The 18,822-nt window shown below is 72.6% G+C and carries 18 protein-coding genes; 8 read left to right on the top strand and 10 right to left on the bottom strand.

The window, feature by feature from the left end:
• Positions 1-99 precede the first annotated feature (99 nt).
• From ACFE76_RS17540 to ACFE76_RS17520, 5 genes are all read right to left on the bottom strand, one after another.
• Positions 100-762, bottom strand: a complete 663-nt coding sequence (locus ACFE76_RS17540; RefSeq protein WP_375433069.1) for an SIMPL domain-containing protein — start codon at positions 760-762, stop codon at positions 100-102.
• 17 nt (positions 763-779) lie between these two features.
• Positions 780-2,120: an MFS transporter gene (locus ACFE76_RS17535; protein ID WP_375433068.1), complete on the bottom strand. Its 1,341-nt coding sequence runs from the start codon at positions 2,118-2,120 to the stop codon at positions 780-782.
• Complete coding sequence (locus ACFE76_RS17530) at positions 2,117-2,566, bottom strand: MarR family winged helix-turn-helix transcriptional regulator (protein WP_375433067.1); 450 nt, start codon at positions 2,564-2,566, stop codon at positions 2,117-2,119. Before ACFE76_RS17530 ends, ACFE76_RS17535 begins: the two co-directional genes overlap by 4 nt.
• A 54-nt stretch (positions 2,567-2,620) precedes the next feature.
• The gene (locus tag ACFE76_RS17525) at positions 2,621-3,166 is read right to left on the bottom strand and encodes a flavin reductase family protein (RefSeq protein ID WP_375433066.1); all 546 of its coding nucleotides are present in this window, start codon (positions 3,164-3,166) and stop codon (positions 2,621-2,623) included.
• A 96-nt stretch (positions 3,167-3,262) separates the two neighbouring features.
• Complete coding sequence (locus ACFE76_RS17520; RefSeq protein WP_375433065.1) at positions 3,263-3,457, bottom strand: CsbD family protein; 195 nt, start codon at positions 3,455-3,457, stop codon at positions 3,263-3,265.
• Between the two features lie 89 nt (positions 3,458-3,546).
• Between ACFE76_RS17520 and ACFE76_RS17515 the strand changes: the two genes are divergently transcribed.
• Together ACFE76_RS17515 and ACFE76_RS17510 are read left to right on the top strand one after the other, a co-directional pair.
• Positions 3,547-5,562, top strand: coding sequence for a cytochrome c oxidase assembly protein (locus ACFE76_RS17515; RefSeq protein ID WP_375433064.1), 2,016 nt, complete (start codon positions 3,547-3,549; stop codon positions 5,560-5,562).
• Positions 5,563-5,666: 104 nt separating this feature from the next.
• Entirely contained in the window at positions 5,667-5,921 is a 255-nt protein-coding gene (locus ACFE76_RS17510; protein ID WP_375433063.1) for a DUF2530 domain-containing protein, read from the top strand.
• Between the two features lie 206 nt (positions 5,922-6,127).
• Here ACFE76_RS17510 and ACFE76_RS17505 read toward each other — a convergent pair whose 3' ends face one another.
• The 4 genes from ACFE76_RS17505 to ACFE76_RS17490 form a co-directional block, all read right to left on the bottom strand.
• Positions 6,128-6,649: a MarR family winged helix-turn-helix transcriptional regulator gene (locus ACFE76_RS17505; RefSeq protein WP_375433062.1), complete on the bottom strand. Its 522-nt coding sequence runs from the start codon at positions 6,647-6,649 to the stop codon at positions 6,128-6,130.
• A gap of 10 nt (positions 6,650-6,659) precedes the next feature.
• Entirely contained in the window at positions 6,660-7,445 is a 786-nt protein-coding gene (locus ACFE76_RS17500; RefSeq protein WP_375433061.1) for a DUF3027 domain-containing protein, read from the bottom strand.
• 39 nt (positions 7,446-7,484) lie between these two features.
• On the bottom strand, positions 7,485-7,868 hold the full coding sequence (locus ACFE76_RS17495) for a cold-shock protein (protein ID WP_375433060.1): 384 nt from the start codon (positions 7,866-7,868) through the stop codon (positions 7,485-7,487).
• 99 nt (positions 7,869-7,967) lie between these two features.
• Positions 7,968-8,870, bottom strand: a complete 903-nt coding sequence (locus tag ACFE76_RS17490; RefSeq protein WP_375433059.1) for a LysR family transcriptional regulator — start codon at positions 8,868-8,870, stop codon at positions 7,968-7,970.
• 156 nt (positions 8,871-9,026) lie between these two features.
• Between ACFE76_RS17490 and ACFE76_RS17485 the strand changes: the two genes are divergently transcribed.
• The 5 genes from ACFE76_RS17485 (at position 9,027) to ACFE76_RS17465 (ending at position 16,068) form a co-directional block, all read left to right on the top strand.
• Complete coding sequence (locus ACFE76_RS17485; protein WP_375433058.1) at positions 9,027-10,370, top strand: MFS transporter; 1,344 nt, start codon at positions 9,027-9,029, stop codon at positions 10,368-10,370.
• Positions 10,371-10,437: 67 nt separating this feature from the next.
• On the top strand, positions 10,438-11,298 hold the full coding sequence (locus tag ACFE76_RS17480; protein WP_375433057.1) for a hypothetical protein: 861 nt from the start codon (positions 10,438-10,440) through the stop codon (positions 11,296-11,298).
• Positions 11,299-11,306: 8 nt separating this feature from the next.
• Positions 11,307-13,559, top strand: coding sequence for a helicase-associated domain-containing protein (locus ACFE76_RS17475; RefSeq protein ID WP_375433056.1), 2,253 nt, complete (start codon positions 11,307-11,309; stop codon positions 13,557-13,559).
• A 68-nt stretch (positions 13,560-13,627) separates the two neighbouring features.
• Positions 13,628-14,407: a hypothetical protein gene (locus ACFE76_RS17470; protein WP_375433055.1), complete on the top strand. Its 780-nt coding sequence runs from the start codon at positions 13,628-13,630 to the stop codon at positions 14,405-14,407.
• Positions 14,407-16,068, top strand: a complete 1,662-nt coding sequence (locus ACFE76_RS17465) for a DNA repair helicase XPB (RefSeq protein ID WP_375433054.1) — start codon at positions 14,407-14,409, stop codon at positions 16,066-16,068. The genes ACFE76_RS17470 and ACFE76_RS17465 overlap by 1 nt, the downstream gene beginning before the upstream one ends.
• 27 nt (positions 16,069-16,095) lie before the next feature.
• Here ACFE76_RS17465 and ACFE76_RS17460 read toward each other — a convergent pair whose 3' ends face one another.
• Positions 16,096-18,198: an MMPL family transporter gene (locus ACFE76_RS17460; RefSeq protein WP_375433053.1), complete on the bottom strand. Its 2,103-nt coding sequence runs from the start codon at positions 18,196-18,198 to the stop codon at positions 16,096-16,098.
• A gap of 117 nt (positions 18,199-18,315) precedes the next feature.
• Here ACFE76_RS17460 and ACFE76_RS17455 point away from each other — a divergent pair, with 117 nt between their 5' ends.
• Positions 18,316-18,801 carry a MarR family winged helix-turn-helix transcriptional regulator gene (locus ACFE76_RS17455; protein WP_375433052.1) on the top strand — a complete coding sequence of 162 codons (486 nt, stop codon included), beginning with the start codon at positions 18,316-18,318 and terminating at the stop codon, positions 18,799-18,801.
• The last annotated feature ends 21 nt before the right edge of the window (positions 18,802-18,822 follow it).

Here is an 18,822-nt window from a genome sequence, read left to right as displayed (position 1 = left end):
GGCCCAGCAGGTGGCAGCGGGGTTGCGCCCTGAAAACCGACCCGGAGATCGGCTGATTCGGGCTGCAAAGCCCCAAAAGGCTCGTCTCGGGGTCGATCTTCAGGGCGTGGGGTCCAGCACGGGCGCGGACATGGTGAACCGGACGGTCACCGTGCCGTGCACGGTCTGCGGTGCGGGCTCGAAGTCGAGCTCGGGCTGCTCCCCTGGCCCCTTCTGGGCCAGGGCGAACCGTCGCGGGGCCCCGGCTGGCGCACCCTCGTAGCCGCCGTCGAGGTCGGACACCTCGACGACGCTGGTCAGGGTGGCCCCGAAGGCGGCGGCGTAGTCGTCGGCCCGTCGACGAGCGTCGCTGATCGCGTCCAGCCGCGCCTGTCGCGGCCAGGGGCTGTGCGGACGGAGCGACCACCAGGGTCCGTCGATCTCCAGCCGGGGCACGGCCGTGACCGCCTGGACCAGCGGCGCGAGGGCGTCGAAGTCGGCCACCACCAGGGTCGCGGTGTAGCTGCCCCGGTAGCCGGTCAGCCGGGCGCCCTTGGGACTGCTGAACACCGGCGCGACGTGCAGCCCGCCGCTGCTCGACTGCTCCAACGCCGGTCGGAAGCGCTCCACCTGGTCGCCGAGCTCGGCGACGGCCACCGCCAGCGCGTCGTGCACCTCGGCCGCGCTGCTGGCGGCGCGGTGCACGGTGAAGCTGAGCGTGGCCAGGTCGGGCGGGCACTCCAGCGAGGCCGTGCCGCGCACGGTGACGACCGGGTCGCTCATGCTGCCGACCCTAGCCCTCAGGCCGCGCGGCGCTCCAGGCTGACGTGGGGGTGCGGGTGCCGGGACGCGACCAGGTGCAGGTTCTGCCGGCGGGCGACCAGCGCGATCGTCAGCAGCACGCCCAGCACGCTCAGCCCGCCGCCGCCGATCAGGGTCCATCGAGCGCCGAAGACCTGACCGACCCAGCCGAGCAACGGCGCACCGATCGGCGTCCCGCCCATCAGCACCATCATGTAGAGCGCCATCACCCGCCCCCGCAGCCGCGAGTCGGCGCCGAGCTGGACCGAGGCGTTCGCGGCGGTCAGGGTGAGCAGCGCGACCAGTCCGAGCAGCGGCAGGACCGCCGCGTACGACCAGTAGGTGGGCATCAGCCCGGCGGCGATCTCGACCAGACCGAAGACGATCGCCATCCCGACCACGAACCGTCCGCGGGGAGCCGAGCGGCGACGGGCCGCGAGCAGCGCCCCGGCCAGCGAGCCGACGGCCATGAACGTGCCGAGGATGCCGTACTGCTGCGCGCCGCGGTGGAACTCCTGCTGGGCCATCAGCGCCGAGGTCATCTGGAAGTTCATCCCGAACGTGCCGACGAAGAACGCCGTGCCCAGCACCAGCAGCAGGTCGGGACGCCGCCGGACGTAGGCGAGCCCCTCCCGGATCTGCCGCTTGCCCCGCACCGTTGGCTTCACCGTGGTGAGCCTGGTCGGGTCGAGCAGCAGCAGGGCGGTGATGAAGGCGGCGTAGGTGACGGCGTTGGACAGGATCGCCCAGCCGGACCCGTACGCGGCGATCACCAGCCCCGCGACGGCAGGGCCCACGATCCGGGCAGCGTTGAAGGTCGCGGAGTTGAGGCCGATCGCGTTGGCGAGGTGCTCGGGGCCGGCGACCTCGGAGACGAAGGACTGCCGCGCCGGGTTGTCGAACGCCGTGCCGATACCGAAGGCGAAGGCGATCAGGTAGACGTGCCAGGTCTGGGCTACACCGGTGATGGCCAGGATGCCCAGGACGGCGGCGCAGAGTGCCAGCCAGGCCTGGGTGATCTTGAGGACCGCCCGCTTGTCGAAACGGTCCGCCATCAGGCCGCCGTACGGGCTGAGCAGCAGCATGGGCAGGAACTGCAGGCCCGTGGTGATGCCGACGGCCAGGGCCGAGCCGTGCGACAGCTCGAGCACCAGCCAGTCCTGGGCCACCCGCTGCATCCAGGTGCCGATGTTGGACACGAACGAACCGGAGACGTAGATCCGGTAGTTGCGGTTGGCCAGGGCGGCGAACATGCCGCCGCGCTCGGTGGTCGCGGCCGGATCGGTCGGGCGTGATCCGTCGGGGCTGGTCGTGGACTGTTCGGCCACTTCAGCACTCATGCGTGGTTCACCTTCTCGAGGATGCGGACAGCTGACCGCAGCACCTCGCGTTCGTCTTCGTCGAGCTCGGCGATCCGGACCGCGAGCCACTGGTCACGGCGACGTCGGTTGGCCAGCACGATCTGTCGGCCCGCGGGGGTCAGGTGCACCCGGCTCGACCGCTTGTCGATGGGGTCCGGCTCGCGGGTGACCAGCGCCCGCTCCTCCAGCCCGTTGACGATCCGGGTCATCGAGGGCGGCTGCACCCGCTCCGCCGCCGCCAGCTCGCCGATCGGCAGGTCGCCGGCGTTGACGAGGACCGCCAGTGCCGAGAGCTGGTTGGGGTTGAGCCCCTCGCGGTCGTCAGCCACCTGTCGTAGCCGGCGTGCGAGCCGCATCACCGACGGGCGGAGCTCGCTGGCCAGACCGGCTGCGGTGTGCAGGTGGTCCTTCGTGGCCGTCGTCATGCGACGAGCCTAGTCTTTAGCACTGCTAAATTCAAGGTTAGCCGTGCTAATGAATCAGATGGCGGTCCGTTCGTTCACCGCGTGGTAGGTCCGGTCGTGGTAGACCAGCGGCGCGGCGTCGTCGCCCTCGGTGGCTTCGAGGGCGAGCACCGAGACGAGGAAGCTGCGCCCGATCGCCGTCCGCTGCAGCACCCGGCCGCGCACCCACGACAGCGAGCCGTCCAGCACCGGCTCGCCGGTCGGCAGCCGGCTCCAGCCACCGTCGGCGAAGCGGTCGATACCTCGGGTGGCGAACCGGGCCGAAACCTCGGCCTGGGTCGCGGCGAGGAAGTTGATCACGAGGGTGTCGGCCTCGGCGAGGGCCGGCCAGGACGACGAGCCGGAGTCGATCGAGAAGGTCAGGATCGGCGGGTCGGCCGAGACGGAGATCACCGAGGTGGCGGTGAAGCCGTAGCGGAGGTCACCGTCGGCGAAGGTGATCACGGCGACGCCCGCCGGATGCCGCCGGAACACGGACTTGAAGAGCTCGGGGCTGACGCGGCTGGGCCCGTCTTCTGGCGTCGCCGGAGCAGCCGTACGCGGGTCGGGATCGGTCGTCACGTCAGGCGCAACTCATCGGAGCGGGTCCAGATTCCCGACCTGTCAGCGTGGGTGGTCGCCAGAGCGGCCACCCACGCTGACAAATCGGGGTGGGGATCAGCCCTTGAACGCGTTCTTCAGGTCGCCGGCGGCATCGAGGACGTGCTCGCCCGCCTGCTTGGCGTGGGCACCGGCCTGGTCGGCCTCGCCCTCGGCCTGCAGGTCGGGGTTGTCGGTGGCGTCGCCCGCGGCGGACTTGGCTTTGCCGGCCACCTCGTCGAGCTTGTGGGCGGCCTTGTCTGCGAGACTCATCGGCTCTCCGTTCCGGCCGCTGTCGCGCGGCCAACAGTAGGTGTCGTGCCTCACGGTAGTGCGGGGCCAGAAGTTCCTAGACTGGGCAGGTGCAGACCCTCCCCACCCGCCCGGTGGCGGTACGACCGGTGCCGGTCCGCGGCCGCCTCCTGGTCGGCGTCGCGGCGCTGGTTGCCGCGTTGGGCGTGGCCGTCGGCGTCCTCGCGGCGACCGGCGAGCTGGCGGCGGTGGCCGCCACGGGCTTCGACCCGGGAGCCCTGGTCCGCTACGGGCTGCCGGCGGTCCGGACGGTCCACGACCTCGCCGCCGCACTGACGGTCGGCCTGCTGGTCACCGCCGCCTGGCTGGTGGCCCCCGATCCCGGCACCCGGCCCGACCGGCTGAGCGGCGCCCGGCGCGCGACCGCCAAGGCCGCGGCGGGAGCGGCGGCGGTCTGGCTGGTGGCCGGCGTGCTGGTCATATTGTTGACCACGGCCGACGTCGCCGGGCTGCCGGTGGGCACTCCCGGCTTCGGCGGGATCGTCATGTCCTTCGTCTCCCAGGTCGACCTCGGCCGGGCGTTGCTGGCGAGCGTGCTGGTGGTCGCGGTGCTGCTCAACCTGGTGATCTTGGCCACCAAGGTCGTGACCGTGGCCTGGGCGGCGGCGCTGTCACTGGTCGCCCTGCTGCCGCTGGCGCTCGCCGGCCACTCCGCGGGCAGCCAGGACCACATGAACTCCGTCGACAGCCTGGCCCTGCACCTGCTCGGCGTCTGCGTCTGGGTCGGCGGTCTCGCCGCGCTGCTGCTGATGCGCGGCCGCCTCGGCGCGCAGCTGGCCCCCGTCGCCGCTCGCTACTCCACCCTGGCCGGCTGGTGCTTCGTCGTCGTCGCGCTCTCCGGCTTCGTCAACGCCGCGCTGCGGCTGGACACCTTTGCCAACCTCGGCACCACGTACGGGCTGCTCGTCGTGGGCAAGGCGACGGCGCTGCTGCTGCTCGGCGGCGCCGGCTTCTGGCACCGCCGCTCCACCCTGCGCCGGATCGGGGACGACCGCCGCTGGTTCGTCCGGCTGGCCGCCGCAGAGGTCGTGGTGATGGGCGCCACCATGGGGCTGGCTGTCGCCCTCTCCCGCTCGGCGCCGCCGGTACCGGAGATCGGAGCCGACCCGGTCGCCGCGCTGCTGGGCTATCCGCTGCCCCCGCCCGTGACCGCCGTCGGCTACCTCACCGCCTTCCACGCGGAGACGCTCTGGCTGACCGTCGCCGCCGCGATGGTCGGCCTCTACCTCGCCGGCGTGGTCAAGCTCGTCCGCCGCGGCGACCACTGGCCGATCACCCGGACGCTGTTCTGGGTCGCCGGCGGGCTCGCCCTGGTCTTCGTCACCAGCGGCGGACCAGGCGTGTACGGGCGGGTGCACTTCAGCCTGCACATGCTGCAGCACATGAGCCTGATGATCGTGGTCCCGCTGCTGCTCGTCTTCGGCGCACCGGCGACCCTGGCCATGCGGACGCTGCCGGCCCGGACCGACGGCAGCTTCGGCCCCCGCGAGCTGCTGTTGCAGCTGGTGCATTCGCGCGTGCTGCGGGTGCTCGGCCAGCCGGTCGTCGCGGCCGGGCTGTTCACCGCCAGCCTCGTCATCTTCTACTACTCCCGGCTGTTCGGGCTGGCGATGGCCACCCACACCGGGCACGTGCTGATGACCGCACACTTCCTGCTGTCGGGGTACCTGTTCGTCTGGGCCCTGGTGGGGATCGACCCGGGTCCGCAGCGGCCGCCGTACCCGTTGCGGCTGGTACTGCTGCTGGTCGTGCTGGGCTTCCACGCCTTCTTCGGCATCTCGCTGATGTCCTCGGGCACGCTGCTCGCCCCGGACTGGTGGCACGCGCTCGGCCAGACCGACGACGCCGCCCTGCTGGCCGACCAGCAGACCGGCGGCGCGATCGCGTGGGGGGCCGGGGACATCCCGTCCCTGCTGCTCGGCCTGGCCCTGCTGGTCAGCTGGTTCCGCAGCGACTCGTCGGAGTCCAAGCGGCTCGACCGCAAGGCCGACCGGGACGGTGACGCCGACCTGCGCGCCTACAACGAGCGGCTGACGGCCATGGCCCGTCACGACGACCGTGGCTGACGCGCGGCGCCCTCAATACTTGCCTCCACCTGCCGTGACACGCCGACGCGAGCCGGCGTGTCGCCGCAGCTGGTGTGAGTTTTGAGGGCCGTAGGCTGCCGATCATGAGCGAGCCGGCGCAGCACCACTTCCTGGTCCAGGCCCCGGTCGCAGCCGTGGACGCCGACGGCATCCGCGTGGTGAGCGTCGGCACGGCCCTGTTCGGCGTGGCGTCGGTCGTGCTCTCGCTCGTCCGGCCGCAGCTCGACGCCGACGGCCGGGGTTGGTGGCTCGGGGTCTGCCTCAGCGGCTTCGGCCTGGGACTGCTCGGCCTGCTCTACTGCTGGCGTCTGGTCCGGCGTCGGCGCGCGTCAGCCTGAAGTCCGCAGCCGGTCCACCTCGCGCCGGCGGGCTTCACCCCTCCACGTCACCCCTGGCCGGTCACTTCACACCCTTACGGGGGTCCTTGCGCCTCATCCACGGGGTGTGAGGTCGCCCGTAAGGGTGTGAAGTGGGGGACAGGCTCCGCCCAGCCCCGCCCCAGCCCCAGGCCCCGCCCAGGCTCAGCCCAGACTCAGGCCGGCGCTCAGACCTCGCCGTGGTCCAGACCGGACAGGACCTTCTCGAGCAGCCCGCCGAGCTGGTCGACCTCGGCCTTGCTGAGGGAGTGCAGCAGGTCGGACTCGACGAGGTTGGCGTCGCGGATGGCCGCCGCGTAGAGCGCGTAGCCCTGGTCGGTCAGCCGGACCAGGACCCGGGTGCGGTTGTCCGGGTCGGGGTCGCGGGTGATCATCACCCGCTCAACCATCCGGTCGAGCCGGTGAGTCATCGAGGACGGCGCCACGTTGGCCGCAACGGCCAGCTGACTGGGGGTGCAGGGCACGCCGTCGCCCTTGCGGGCCAGTTCGCTGAGCACCGCCCACTCCCCCGTGGTCACGTCGATGTCGGCGAGCTGACGGTCGTACCACTGGTTGAGCCGGCGGGACAGCCGGTGCACCGCGGTGACTACCCGCTGCACCGACTCGTCGGCACCGACGGCCACGTACGCCGCGACGAGGCGACGAACCTCCTCGATCTCGGTCCGGTGCACGGACGACGACTTGGCCATCGGTCGTTGGTCAGTCGAAGAGCGAGACGGGCTCGTCCCAGGCGATGGTCTCCCAGACCGGCGGCGGCAGCTCCTCCGCGTGGTCTTCCTGCGGCACCGAGGAGTGGGCGCCACAACCGTGGTCGACGCTGACGACGCGACCGTCCGCGGCCGAGTACGCGTTCGCGCACGCCCCGAACAGCAGCCCCAGGCCGCCTTGGAGTCGGGAGAAGAAGCCGCAGGTCTCGCAGACGCCAGGAGCGAGCTTGCTCATCTGGTTGTCCGGACCGCCCTCGCCGGCGAGCCAGCGTTCGGTGGCCTCCTCGCGCCCGACGCCGGTGAGGACGCGCTCGCGGCCGAGACCCAGCTCGGCCACGACGATCCGGGCCAGGCTCGCCTCGGCGGGCTCGAGGTCGGCGGCGTGCTCACCGCCGGTGTAGCCCGGCTCGAGCCGGAGGTCGTCCTCCGGGGTGGGCATCAGCAGCCCCGGGGTGACGTCGCCGGGCTGGATCCGCTCGGCCCACGGCACCCACTCCTTGGACCGCAGCGCACCCTCGCCAGGCAGCAGCACGACCTCGTCGACGGTCACCACCTTGGCGCGCGAGGCGCGGACGACCGTCACCGACCAGCGCCAGCCTCGGTACGCCGCGTGCGGGCAGCCGAAGAAGTGGGTGAGCACCCGGTCGTCCTCGGCCTGGAAGCCGAGGTGGTCCCCGACCCCCATGTCGCCGGCGGTCTCCTCAGCGGCCGCCCGCGCCTGGTCCTGCGCGGCGAGGCACTGAGCGTCGGGCTTGATGCTGCGGGCGCTGGGAGCCATGGATCCTGTTCGGTTCGGTGGGCAGTCAGGGAAGAGCGGTCAGAGCTCGAGCTCGTCGGCGACGGCACGGAGCACCGTCGCGACGTTGCCGCTCATCTTGGGGTCGGGGTGCCGGCCACGCCGATAGCCGTTGCCCACGCCGTCGAGCATCTTGATCAGGTCCTCGACGATGATCATCATCTGCTCCGGCGCCTTGCGCTGGGCCTTGGACAGCGACGGCGGCGCCTCGACGACCCGCAGCGACAGCGCCTGCTCCCCCTTGCGACCCTCGACCACGCCGAACTCGACCTTCTGCCCGGCCTTCAGGGCGGTGACGCCGGGCGGCAGCGCGGTGGCGCGCACGTAGACGTCGCCACCCTCGTCCTTGGTCAGGAAGCCGAAACCCTTCTCGGCGTCGTAGAACCTCACCTTGCCAACTGGCACGTCACTGTCCCCGCATCATCTTCGTGGCCGATCTCGGCACGCTTCTCGGCCCGCAGCCTAGCCGTTCGCGTGTCGGCCTCCCAATCATTGACGGGCCGCTCAGCGGCGGGACGACGCGTGCGGGCCGAGGGGCAGGTTGACGATGGCCCGGCTGAGGGCTTCGACCGGTCCGCGGGGCGAGCGCGGGTTGTCCACCAGAGCCATCTCGACGTCCGGCAGCGCCGGCAGGTCAAAGCGTCCGGACAGGATCCGCAGGTCACCGGGCACCCGGCTCTGGGCCAGGACGCAGATCCCGATCCCGGCCCGGGTGGCGGCCAGCACCCCGTTGATCTCGCGGGTGTTGCAGGTGATCCGCCAGGTGCGGTGGGCGCGTTCGAGGGAGTCGATCGCGGCCGACCGGCTGAGGCTGGGCGCGTGGTAGGTGATCACCGGTACGGGCTGGGCCGGGTCGAGCTGCAGCCGCTCGACGCCCACCCAGACCAACCGGTCCCGGCGGACGAGGGTGCCCCGGCCGAGGTCGGCCTCCTGGTTGACGAAGACGAGGTCGAGGTGGTTGGCCACCAGCCGCCGGTGCAGCGTCCCGCTCTGGGTGACGGTCAGCTCCAGGTTGATCCGGGGGTAGAGCTGCCGGAACTCCCACAAGATGGTGGGCAGCTCGCTGAGCGCGAGCTCGTCGGCAGCGCCGAACCGCAGCCGTCCGGTCATGGCCGAGCCAGTGAAGTAGGCGACCGCCTCGTCGTTGGCGGCCAGGATCGTCCGGGCGAAGCCGGCCATGGCCTGACCGTTGTCGGTGAGGGCGACGGTCCGGGTGTCGCGGCTCAGCAGCTGACGTCCCGCTGCCTCCTCCAACCGCCGCACGTGCTGAGAGACGGTGGGCTGGCTCAGCCCGAGCTGCTCGGCCGCCCGGGTGAAGCTCAGCCCGGTGGCCACCGCCAGGAAGGTCCGCAGCACCACCGGGTCAAAGCTGGTCTCGGCCGCCATCAGCACTCCCTCGTCCGTCACTCATTGCGAAACGCAATGACAAATATAGCGGCCATGACCCAGAGTTATGACTCGCGCGAGGCCGGGCGCCGTTACGTTGGACGAGTCGCTCACCGCCGAGCCGGCCCTCCCGAGCCTCCGGCTCCTCGCTCACTGCACGAATTCTGGTGACTCCCTGTGTCCGCGGCACCAGCCGTCCACACCGTCCACGCCCTTCCCGCTCGCTCCGGCCGCCCGTGGCCGCAGGCCCTCTCCGCCCTCCAGGTCCGCGACTACCGGCTCTACCTCAGCTCGCAGCTCGTCGCCACCACCGGCCTGTGGATGCAGCGCATCGCTCAGGACTGGCTGGTCCTGGAGCTCACCGGCAGCGTCACCGCGGTCGGCGTGGCGGTGGCCCTGCAGTTCCTGCCCATGCTGCTGTTCGGCCTCGTCGGCGGGGTGATCGCCGACCGCTACCCCAAGCGCACGTTGTTGGTCATCACCCAGTCGACCGCCGCGCTGGTGGCGCTCACCCTCGGCCTGCTGGCGCTCAGCGGGTCGGTGCAGGTCTGGCACGTCTACGTGATCGCGACCGTGCTCGGCTTTGTCACCGTGGTGGACAACCCGACCCGGCAGGTCTTCGTCTCCGAGCTCGTCGGCGCCGAGCACATCCGCAACGCGGTCAGCCTCAGCTCCTCGGTCTTCCAGCTCGGTGCACTGCTCGGGCCGGCCGCCTCCGGTGCGTTGATCAGCGCCGTCGGCCAGGGCTGGTCGTTCCTGCTCAACGCCGCGTCCTGCCTGGTGGTGGTGACCATGGTCGCCGTCATCCGGCCCAAGCACGTATCCGCCCGGACCCCGACGTCGGCGCACCCATCCGCACAGCATCGCGGCGAGCTCCGCGACGGCTTGCGCTACATCGCCAAGACGTCGGAGGTGGCCTGGTCGATCGTGCTGGCCGCCGCCATCGGCGTCTTCGGGCTGAACATGCCGGTCATCCTCGCGGCCTTCGCCGACCACGTCTTCACCGCCGGCGTCGCGGGTTACAGCCTGTTCAGCTCCCTGACCGCGATCGGCGCCCTCACCGGGGCCCTCATGTCGGCCCGACGCCGGTCGACGCCACGGCTGCGGGCGCTGACCGCGAGCCTGGTCGGGCTCGGGCTGGTCGTGATGCTGGCCTCGCTCGCGCCGAACGTGTGGCTGTTCGGCGGCGCGCTGGTGCTCGCAGGCTTCTGCACCCTGCAGTTCCTGACCGGTACGAACGCACTGGTGCAGACCACGACCACGGCGGCCGTCCGCGGGCGGGTGATGAGTGTCTACCTGCTGGTGCTGCTCGGCGGCCAAGCGATCGGCGGCCCCTCGGTGGGCTGGCTGATCGACCACGTCGGCGCCCGGCCGAGCATGCTCGCGTGCGGCAGCCTGGTGGTCCTGATGGCTGGCGCCGCCGGGCTGGCGATGGCCCGGCGCTCGCACCTCACCCTCGAGGTGACCGTACGCCGGGGCTCGGGTCGGCTGCCCGTGCACATCGTGCCGTCGGACCACTGAGGACCGGCGGTTCGGGCCAGCACCGGCGAACCGGGACGGCCCCCGGTCGGGGCACTACCCTTGGCGGGTGGCGACCTGGCAGGACGGACCGGAGTACGCGCCGCTGGTGCGCCCGGACGAGTTCGCCGAGCCGGCCGTCCAGCCGCTGGAGATCGCCCCGCCTGTCCCGCAGCCGGCCGCTGGCGCCCCGGTCGAGCGGCCCGCCTTCAACGAGCCGTCTGCACCGGTCGCGCCGCTGTCGACCCTCGTGCCGACGCCGGCCGACGTCCGCGACCCGGCGCAGGCCTTTGCGGTGGTCTCGAGCACGCTGACCACCGGCGGCCCGTGGGGTGGCGTGCACGGCGCCGTACCCGCTGGCGCTGCGGCGGTCGATCCCGCCGGCCCGTTCTCGGCCACCGCACCCTTTCCGGCGCACGGCCAGGTCTCCGCCCTCGACCAGTTCCCGCCCGTCCAGGTCCCGGCCCCGTACCCGCCGAACGGCTTCCCCGAACCCGGGACGCCGGCGTGGTTCGGGCCCGGCCCGTACGGGGAGCAGCCGACGCCCGGCCGCGCCGACGTCCGAGCGCTGCTGGCCGGGGCGACCCCCGGTCTGCTGCTCGTGCTGGTGCTCGCGATCGTCATCACGGTGCTCGCCCCGGTGCTGCTGGTGGTGGCTTTCGTGCTGGCCCGCCGGGCCACGGTCGCCCGGCTTGCGGTACAGCGGGCGTTCGTCATCGCCCTCGGCACGCTCGGGACCTTCGCGGTGATCGGGCTGTTCACCGGCCCGCTCGGTTTCGGTGACTGGTGGTCGTTCCTGGGCAGCTGGTCGCGGCTGGTCAGCCTCGGGGTGCTGATCAGCACGGTCCTGCTGGTCCGCCGCGCGCTGCTCGGCGGCGAGACCCCCACGCCGCCGGCCCCGCCGCCCCCCTACCGCGGGCCGTGGGGCTGATCTCGACCGTGAGCAGCCGTGACAAGACCCGGACCGTCGAGCCGGGCCGGTGGCGGACGTTGCCCGAGGCCCTGCGGGCGATGGACGACGCCCAGCTGGCCACCCTGCTACGGCTGCGTCCCGACCTCACGTACCCGCTGCCGCGCGACCTGACGGACCTGTCGGTCCGCGCGACCACCGCCACCTCGGTCGGACGTGCCGTCGACGCGCTGGACGCCTGGGTCCGTACGGTCGCCGAGGCCCTGGCGGCGCTGCCCGACCCCAGTGCGGTCGGCGACGTCGCCGCGCTGGTCGGGCACCCCGAGGCCGTCGGGCCCGCCGTGCAGGAGCTGCGCCGGCGCAGCCTGGCCTGGGGTCTCGACACCGAGCTGCACCTGGTCCGGGCCGTCCGCGAGGCGTTCGAGCCGTTCCCCGGCGGCTTGGCGTCGCCGTCGCCGCGACCGCTGTCCCGCGAACAGATCGAGACCGCTCTCGACGCCTGCGACCCCGCAGCCCGCGCGGTGCTCGACCGGCTGCGCTGGTCGCCCACGGGTGCGGTCCGCAACGCCGATCGCGCGGTCTCGGCCCAGACGGCGCGGTCGCCGGTCGACCAGCTGCTGGCCCGCGGACTGCTCCGACCGTTGGACGCCGACACCGTCGTGCTGCCCCGCGAGGTCGCCTGGCTGCTCCGCGGCGAGCGGTTCACCCGTGAACCGGTCGCTCCCGAACCTCCCGTGGTCACCGGCCCGACCCGGACGCCACGGCTGGTCGACTCCGCCGCCGCGGGCGCCGCGTTCGGGCTGCTGCACGACGTCGAGCTCGCCGTCGACACCCTGGAGACCGTGCCGCACCGGTTGCTGCGGACGGGCGGGGTGGCGGCGCGCGACGTGACGGCACTGGCCCGGCGGCTCGGCACCGACACCGCGTACGCGACCTTCGTGCTCGAGTGCGCCGCCTCCGCCGGCCTGGCAGCCCCGGGCGGCAACCTCTGCCTGCTGCCGACCGCCGACCACGACCGGTGGGTCGCCGAGGACGCGCCGACTCGCTGGCAGCGGCTGAGCCGGGCCTGGTTGACCGCCCCGCGCTGGTTCTCGGCCTCGGCCGAGCCGGGGACGCACGCGCTCGGGCCCGAGGCCGACGCCGCGTCGGCGCCGACCGTACGCCGGCTGCTGGTCGAGCTGGTGGTCTCGCTGCCGGCCGGCACCCGGCCGGACCTGGAGCAGCTGACGGCCGCGCTGGTCTGGCACCGGCCGCGGCTCGCGCGCGGACCGGTCGAGGCCGGCACGCTGGTCGACTGGACCTGGCACGAGGCGAGCTGGCTCGGGCTGGTCGCCCTGGACGCGGTCAGCGCGTTCGCGCCGACGGTCACGGCGGCAGGGCCGCTGCCGGCCGAGCTGGCGGCCCTGTTCCCCGAGCCGGTGGAGCAGGTGATCGTCCAGGCCGACCTGACCGCGGTCGCCCCCGGGCCGTTGGTGCACGCGGTCGCGAGCGAGCTGCGGCTGCTGGCCGAGCAGGAGTCCCGCGGCGGGGGCGGGGTCTACCGCTTCAGCGACGCCTCGCTGCGGCGCGCGTTCGACGCGGGCTGGTCGGCCGTCGAGGTGCACACCTGGCTGGCCGGGCACTCAGCCACCCCGGTGCCTCAGCCGCTGACCTACCTCGTCGACGACGTCGGCCGCCGGCACGGCACCATCCGGGTGGGCGGGGCGGCCGCGTACCTGCGGACCGACGACGACAGCGAGGCCGCGGCCCTGCTCAGCCACCCCGACGCGGGGTCGCTGGGACTACGGCCGATCGCTCCGGGGGTGCTCGTGGCCTCGGTCGAGCCGGCCGAGCTGGTCGCCTTCCTGCACGGCATGGGGCAGACGCCCGCCGTCGAGGACGAAGGCGGCCGGACGATGACCCCGCCGCCGGGACAGCGGGCCGCCCGGCCGCGGAGCCCGGACCTGCCGGCCACCGCCCAGCCCGAGGAGGTGGCGGCCGCCCTGCTCGCCGCCGAGCGCGACCACCCGCGGCAGCAGCGTCGCGACCCCACGGTCGCTGAGACCACGACCGCCGACACCGACTCCACGCTGGACCGGCTGCGCTGGGCGACCCAGGACGCCTCCCCGGTCTGGGTGGGCTACGTCACTGCCGACGGCACCCGCGCCGAACGCGAGCTCGCCCCGCTCGACCTGTCCGGCGGCTCCGTCCGCGCGGTAGACCGGGCGAACGCCCAGGTGGTCACGATTCCGCTCTCGCGCATCTCGTTCGTCGGGCCGGAGCGGCAGGGCGTCGCGCCCTGATGCGCGTTGAACGTCCGACACTGCACGTTCGAGGTCTGAGCGGCCGGGATGGCCACTAGACTGACTTGGTGAATCCGGTGACCCTGCGACGCCTGCTCGTCTTCGGCGTCTGCGCGGTCGGCGTGGGTGCGCTGTACGTCGTCCCGGCCGTGACCGGCGGGTCGGGCCAGGTGGCCGTACCGCTGCCGGACGACGAACCCACCAGCCAGCCGTCCCGGACGACCACCATCACGAACCGCAGCAGCGACGGCCCCGACCTGGCCACAGCGAGCCCCGCGACGACCTCGGCTCCCCCCGTCGACAACCAGGACGCGGCGGCTCGGCGCAGCCCGGCGCCCCGGCGCCCCACGACCGGGTTCACCGCCTACGACCCGCGGACCAGCAACGACCACGAGGCGCCCGAGCCGGTCACCGGCATCACGACCGGGGCCGTACGCCGGGACCGGTTGACCGTGCGCTGGCCGGCGGCCACCGACAACGTCGGGGTGCTGCAGTACCGCGTGGTGCTCAACGGCTTCACGGTGGCCACGACCCGGAAGACCCACGCGACCGTCCGCTGGTTCAACGACGACCTCAGCACCACCGTCGTCCAGGTCCGGGCGCTCGACGCGGCGGGCAACGAGAGCGCGAGCTCGCCGAACCTGATGGTCTCGCGACCCACCCCGGAACCGACGCCGACCGCGACCCCGACGGAGTCGGCGTCCGCCGAGCCGCCCAGCCCGTCGCCGACCCCGAGCGACACCCCCACCCCCACCCCCGGGTCGTCTGCGAGCGCGGAGCCGAACGGCGTCCAGTCCGCCCAGGGTGCGAGCACGCCCGAGCCTTCGACCACGGCCGGGGAGCACTGATGGCACCCGGCGCCGTCGGCAGCGGCCCGCTCGTCGTCCAGTCCGACCGGACGCTGCTGCTCGAGGTCGACCACCCCGACGCCGGGGCGTGCCGGATCGCGATCGCCCCGTTCGCCGAGCTGGAGCGCGCGCCCGAGCACATCCACACGTACCGGCTGACCCCGCTCGGCCTCTGGAACGCCCGCGCAGCCGGCCATGACGCCGAGCAGGTCGTCGACACCCTGCTGACCTACAGCCGCTATCCCGTACCGAACGCCCTGCTCGTGGACGTCGCCGACACCATGGACCGGTACGGCCGGCTGCGGATCGAGAAGCACCCGACCCATGGGCTGGTGCTGGTGACCACCGACCGTCCGGTGCTGACCGAGGTGCTGCGCAGCGCCAAGGTCAAGGGCCTGGTCGGGGCCCGGGTCGACGAGGACACGGTGGTCGTGCACCCGTCCGAGCGCGGTCACCTCAAGCAGGTGCTGCTGAAGCTGGGCTGGCCCGCGGAGGACCTCGCGGGTTACGTCGACGGCGAGGCGCACGAGATCGGCCTGGTCCAGGACGGCCGGGAGCTGCGGCCCTACCAGAGTCAGGCGGCCGATGGCTTCTGGCACGGCGGTTCTGGGGTGGTCGTGCTGCCCTGTGGTGCCGGCAAGACGATCGTGGGTGCGGCGGCCATGGCCAAGGCGCAGGCGACGACGTTGATCTTGGTCACCAACACCGTCTCGGCCCGACAGTGGCGCGACGAGCTGATCAAGAGGACGACGCTGACGGCGGAGGAGATCGGCGAGTACTCCGGTGCCCGCAAGGAGATCCGGCCGGTCACCATCGCCACCTACCAGGTGATCACCACCAAGCGCGGCGGTGTGCACCCGCACCTGGAGCTCTTCGACGCCCGCGACTGGGGCTTGATCATCTACGACGAGGTGCACCTGCTGCCCGCGCCGGTCTTCCGGATGACGGCCGACCTGCAGGCCCGGCGGCGGCTCGGGCTGACCGCCACGCTCGTCCGGGAGGACGGCCGCGAGGGCGACGTCTTCTCCCTGATCGGCCCCAAGCGGTTCGACGCGCCGTGGAAGGACATCGAGGCCCAGGGTTACATCGCACCGGCCGACTGCATCGAGGTGCGAGTCACCCTGACCGAGCACGAGCGGATGACCTACGCGGTGGCCGAGTCCGACGTCAAGTACCGGCTGGCCGCCACCGCCGACTCCAAGACCGACGTGGTGGTCGACCTGGTGGCCAAGCACCGAGGTGTGCCCACGCTGGTGATCGGTCAGTACGTCGACCAGCTCGACGAGCTCGCCGAACGGCTGGATGCGCCGTTGATCAAGGGCGAGACGACGGTGCGGCAACGGGAGCGGCTGTACGAGTCCTTCCGCTCCGGGGAGATCGACCTGCTGGTGGTGAGCAAGGTGGCGAACTTCTCCATCGACCTGCCCACCGCTCAGGTCGCGATCCAGGTCTCCGGTGCCTTCGGCTCCCGCCAGGAGGAGGCGCAGCGTCTGGGTCGGCTGCTCAGACCCAAGGCCGACGGCATCACCGCCCGCTTCTACGCCGTCGTCTCCCGCGACACCGTCGACGCCGAGTTCGCCGCCCACCGGCAGCGCTTCCTCGCCGAGCAGGGCTACGGCTACCGGATCATGGACGCGACGGACGCCATCGCGGCTGAGTGAGGCTGGCGGCTCCCTGGTTTTCGACCCCTAGACAGGCGCAGGTGCCTCGCGGGGGTGACTTTGGCCCGTCTCGGGGTCGATTTTCAGGGACGCCGCAGGTACACCGCGACGGCTGAGCGCACTCGGCCACCAGAAGCGGTCCCCGAGGACCTGTACCAGCGCCGGCACCAGCACCGTCCGGACCAGCAGGGTGTCGAGCAGCACGCCGAGCCCGACGATGACGCCGACCTCGGTGAGCACGATCACCGGTAGCACCCCGAGGACGGCGAAGACCGCGGCCAACAGCACGCCCGCGCTGGTGATCACACCGCCGGTCACCGCCAGCGCATCCACGATCCCCGCCCGGGTGCCGTGCGCCGCCGCCTCCTCGCGGGCCCGGGAGACCAGGAAGATGTTGTAGTCGACGCCGAGGGCCACCAGGAACAAGAAGCTGATCAGCGGCACCTGGTCGTCCAGCGCCGGAAAGTCGAAGACGAAGCGAAAGGCCAGACTGCCCGCCCCGAGCGCCGCGAAGTAGCTGAGCACGACCGTGACCAGCAGCACCGCCGGAGCGACCAGCGCGCGCAGCAGCAGGACCAGCACCCCCACGACCACCGCCAGGATCAGCGGCACGATCACCGTCAGGTCGCGGACGGAGGCGTCGCGGGCGTCGAGACTGGCGGCGACACTGCCGCCGACGAGAGCTCCGGGGTCGACCGTGGCCGTCTGCTCCCGCAGCCGCTCGACCGTCGCGTCGCTCTCTGCGGTGTTGGGGGCCGCGGTGATCACGACGTCGACCTCGGCCAGCTGCGCATCCGCCTCGCCCCGGGTGGCCGAGGCCACGCCCGGCAGGTTCTGCACCGCGGTGACCATCGCGTCTGCCCGTTCCGGGGTGGTCAGCACGACGACCGGGGACACCAGCCCGGCCGGGAAGGACGCGGACAGGGTCTTCAGCCCGTCCACCGACTCGGCTTTCGTACGGAAGGTGTCGGCCTGGCTCAGCCCGAAGCCGGTACCGGCGATACCGAGGCTGAACGCGCCGAGGACCAGGACCGAGCCGACGATGACCGGCCAGGGACGCCGGGCGGTGGCGTCCCCGATCCGGCGCCAGCCGCGGCCACCGGGAGCGGCCCGGCGCGCCGCGTTCTCGACCCGCGGCACCAGCGGCCAGAACAGCCCGCGCGGACAGACGACCAGGGCGGCGGGCAGCACGACCAGGCCGAAGGCGAGGGCGACGGCAATGCCGATCGCCCCGGCCACGCCGATGGCCCGGGTGCCGCCGAAGGTCGCGGCGAGCAGCGTCAGCAACGCGAGCACCACCGTGGTGCCTGAGGCGAGGACGGCCGGCCCGGCCCCGCGGACGGCGCCGCGCATGGCCTGGTGCCGGTCCGGCGTCCGTTGCAGCTCCTCGCGGTAGCGGGCGATCAGCAGCAGGGCGTAGTCCGTGCCGGCGCCGAAGACGAGGACCGAGACGATGCCCGTGGTGGACGGGTCGAACGGGACGTCGCTGTGCCGGGACAGCAGCGACACCAGCTTGGTCGTCGTCTGGTCGGCCAGCCCCACCACGGTGAGCGGTACCACCCAGAGCAGCGGACTGCGGTAGGTCAGGATCAGCAGCAGGGCCACCACGCTGGCCGTGGTGACCAGCAGCGTGACGTTGGCGCCGTCGAAGGCCGAGGAGATGTCGGCGCTGAAACCCGCCCCGCCGGTGACCTGGGCGATCACGCCGGCCGGCAGCCCGGAGCCGACGGCCGCCCGGATCGCCTTCACGCTGGCGACGGTCTGCTCACCGGTCACCTCACCCGAGAGGGGTACGGCCACCAGGGCGGCCGTCCGGTCCGGCGAGAGCTGCGGGGGCGAGACCCGGCCGCCAAGGGCGATCCGGGCGAGGGCGTCAGCCTGCTGGCTGACGTCGGCGAGGTCGGCGTCGGACAGCGTGCCGCCGGGCCGGCTGTAGACCACCAGCGCCGGGTTGAGCTGTCCGGAGGGCAGCTGCTGCTGGAGCTTGGCCACCGTGGTCGACTGCGCACTGGCCGGTAGGCCGGCGGTGCTGTCGGGGTCGAGGACGAGCGAGCCCCCGAGGCCGATCACCGCACCGCTGCCGGCGAGGGCCAGCACGATCACCAGCCAGACGGTCCGCCGTCCCGTCACCAGGCCTGCTATACCTGCCCAGAAGCGCTGCATCTCGCCACTCTCTCAGTCAGTGATAGTCTTAGTGAGTGAGAGATTAGCGCTGAGCGCCCTGGAAACGCAAGAGGAGGAGCAGCCGTGGCCGACGACGAACAGATGACGTCGCTGCGGGAGCGGATCTCTGACCACCTGCGTCGCTTCGGCTCGGAGGCAAGCCGGGTGACGGACATCTTCGCGAAGACTCACGCGATGCACCCCACCGACCTGCAGGCGCTCGTGCTGATCCTGAACGCCGAACGCCAGGGCGAACCGGCCACCCCAGGGGTGCTGCGGACGATGCTCAACCTGACGTCGGGGGCGGTCACCGGCACCGTGGACCGGCTGGTCCGCGCCGGACACGTCCGGCGTGAGCCCGACGCGCACGACCGCCGCCAGATCCGGCTGCACCACGACGCGTCCGGGCCGGAGATCGGGCAGGAGTTTTTTGGCCCGCTCGGTGAGCGCATCGACGCGGCGATGGCCGGCTACGACGCCGACGAGCTCGCGCTGATCGAGCGCTTCCTGAGCTCCGCCGCCGAGGCGATGGCGGCGCACCGCCGTAGCCTCGAAGAGCCGGGCCGATGACTACGGCGTCGGCCGCCGGTC

The sequence above is a fragment of the uncultured Friedmanniella sp. genome, from assembly GCF_964244005.1.
Lineage (GTDB): Bacteria > Actinomycetota > Actinomycetes > Propionibacteriales > Propionibacteriaceae > Microlunatus.
Note: the sequence above shows the minus strand (reverse complement) of the source record. Positions and strands in the feature narration are given on the sequence as shown.

Excerpts from the sequence above, each read along its gene's own strand:
- ACFE76_RS17540 (WP_375433069.1), bottom strand. The coding sequence starts at position 762 with ATGAGCGACCCGGTCGTCACCGTGCGCGGCACGGCCTCGCTGGAGTGC.
- ACFE76_RS17535 (WP_375433068.1), bottom strand. The coding sequence starts at position 2,120 with ATGAGTGCTGAAGTGGCCGAACAGTCCACGACCAGCCCCGACGGATCA.
- ACFE76_RS17530 (WP_375433067.1), bottom strand. The coding sequence starts at position 2,566 with ATGACGACGGCCACGAAGGACCACCTGCACACCGCAGCCGGTCTGGCC.
- ACFE76_RS17520 (WP_375433065.1), bottom strand. The coding sequence starts at position 3,457 with ATGAGTCTCGCAGACAAGGCCGCCCACAAGCTCGACGAGGTGGCCGGC.
- ACFE76_RS17510 (WP_375433063.1), top strand. The coding sequence starts at position 5,667 with ATGAGCGAGCCGGCGCAGCACCACTTCCTGGTCCAGGCCCCGGTCGCA.
- ACFE76_RS17505 (WP_375433062.1), bottom strand. The coding sequence starts at position 6,649 with ATGGCCAAGTCGTCGTCCGTGCACCGGACCGAGATCGAGGAGGTTCGT.
- ACFE76_RS17500 (WP_375433061.1), bottom strand. The coding sequence starts at position 7,445 with ATGGCTCCCAGCGCCCGCAGCATCAAGCCCGACGCTCAGTGCCTCGCC.
- ACFE76_RS17465 (WP_375433054.1), top strand. The coding sequence starts at position 14,407 with ATGGCACCCGGCGCCGTCGGCAGCGGCCCGCTCGTCGTCCAGTCCGAC.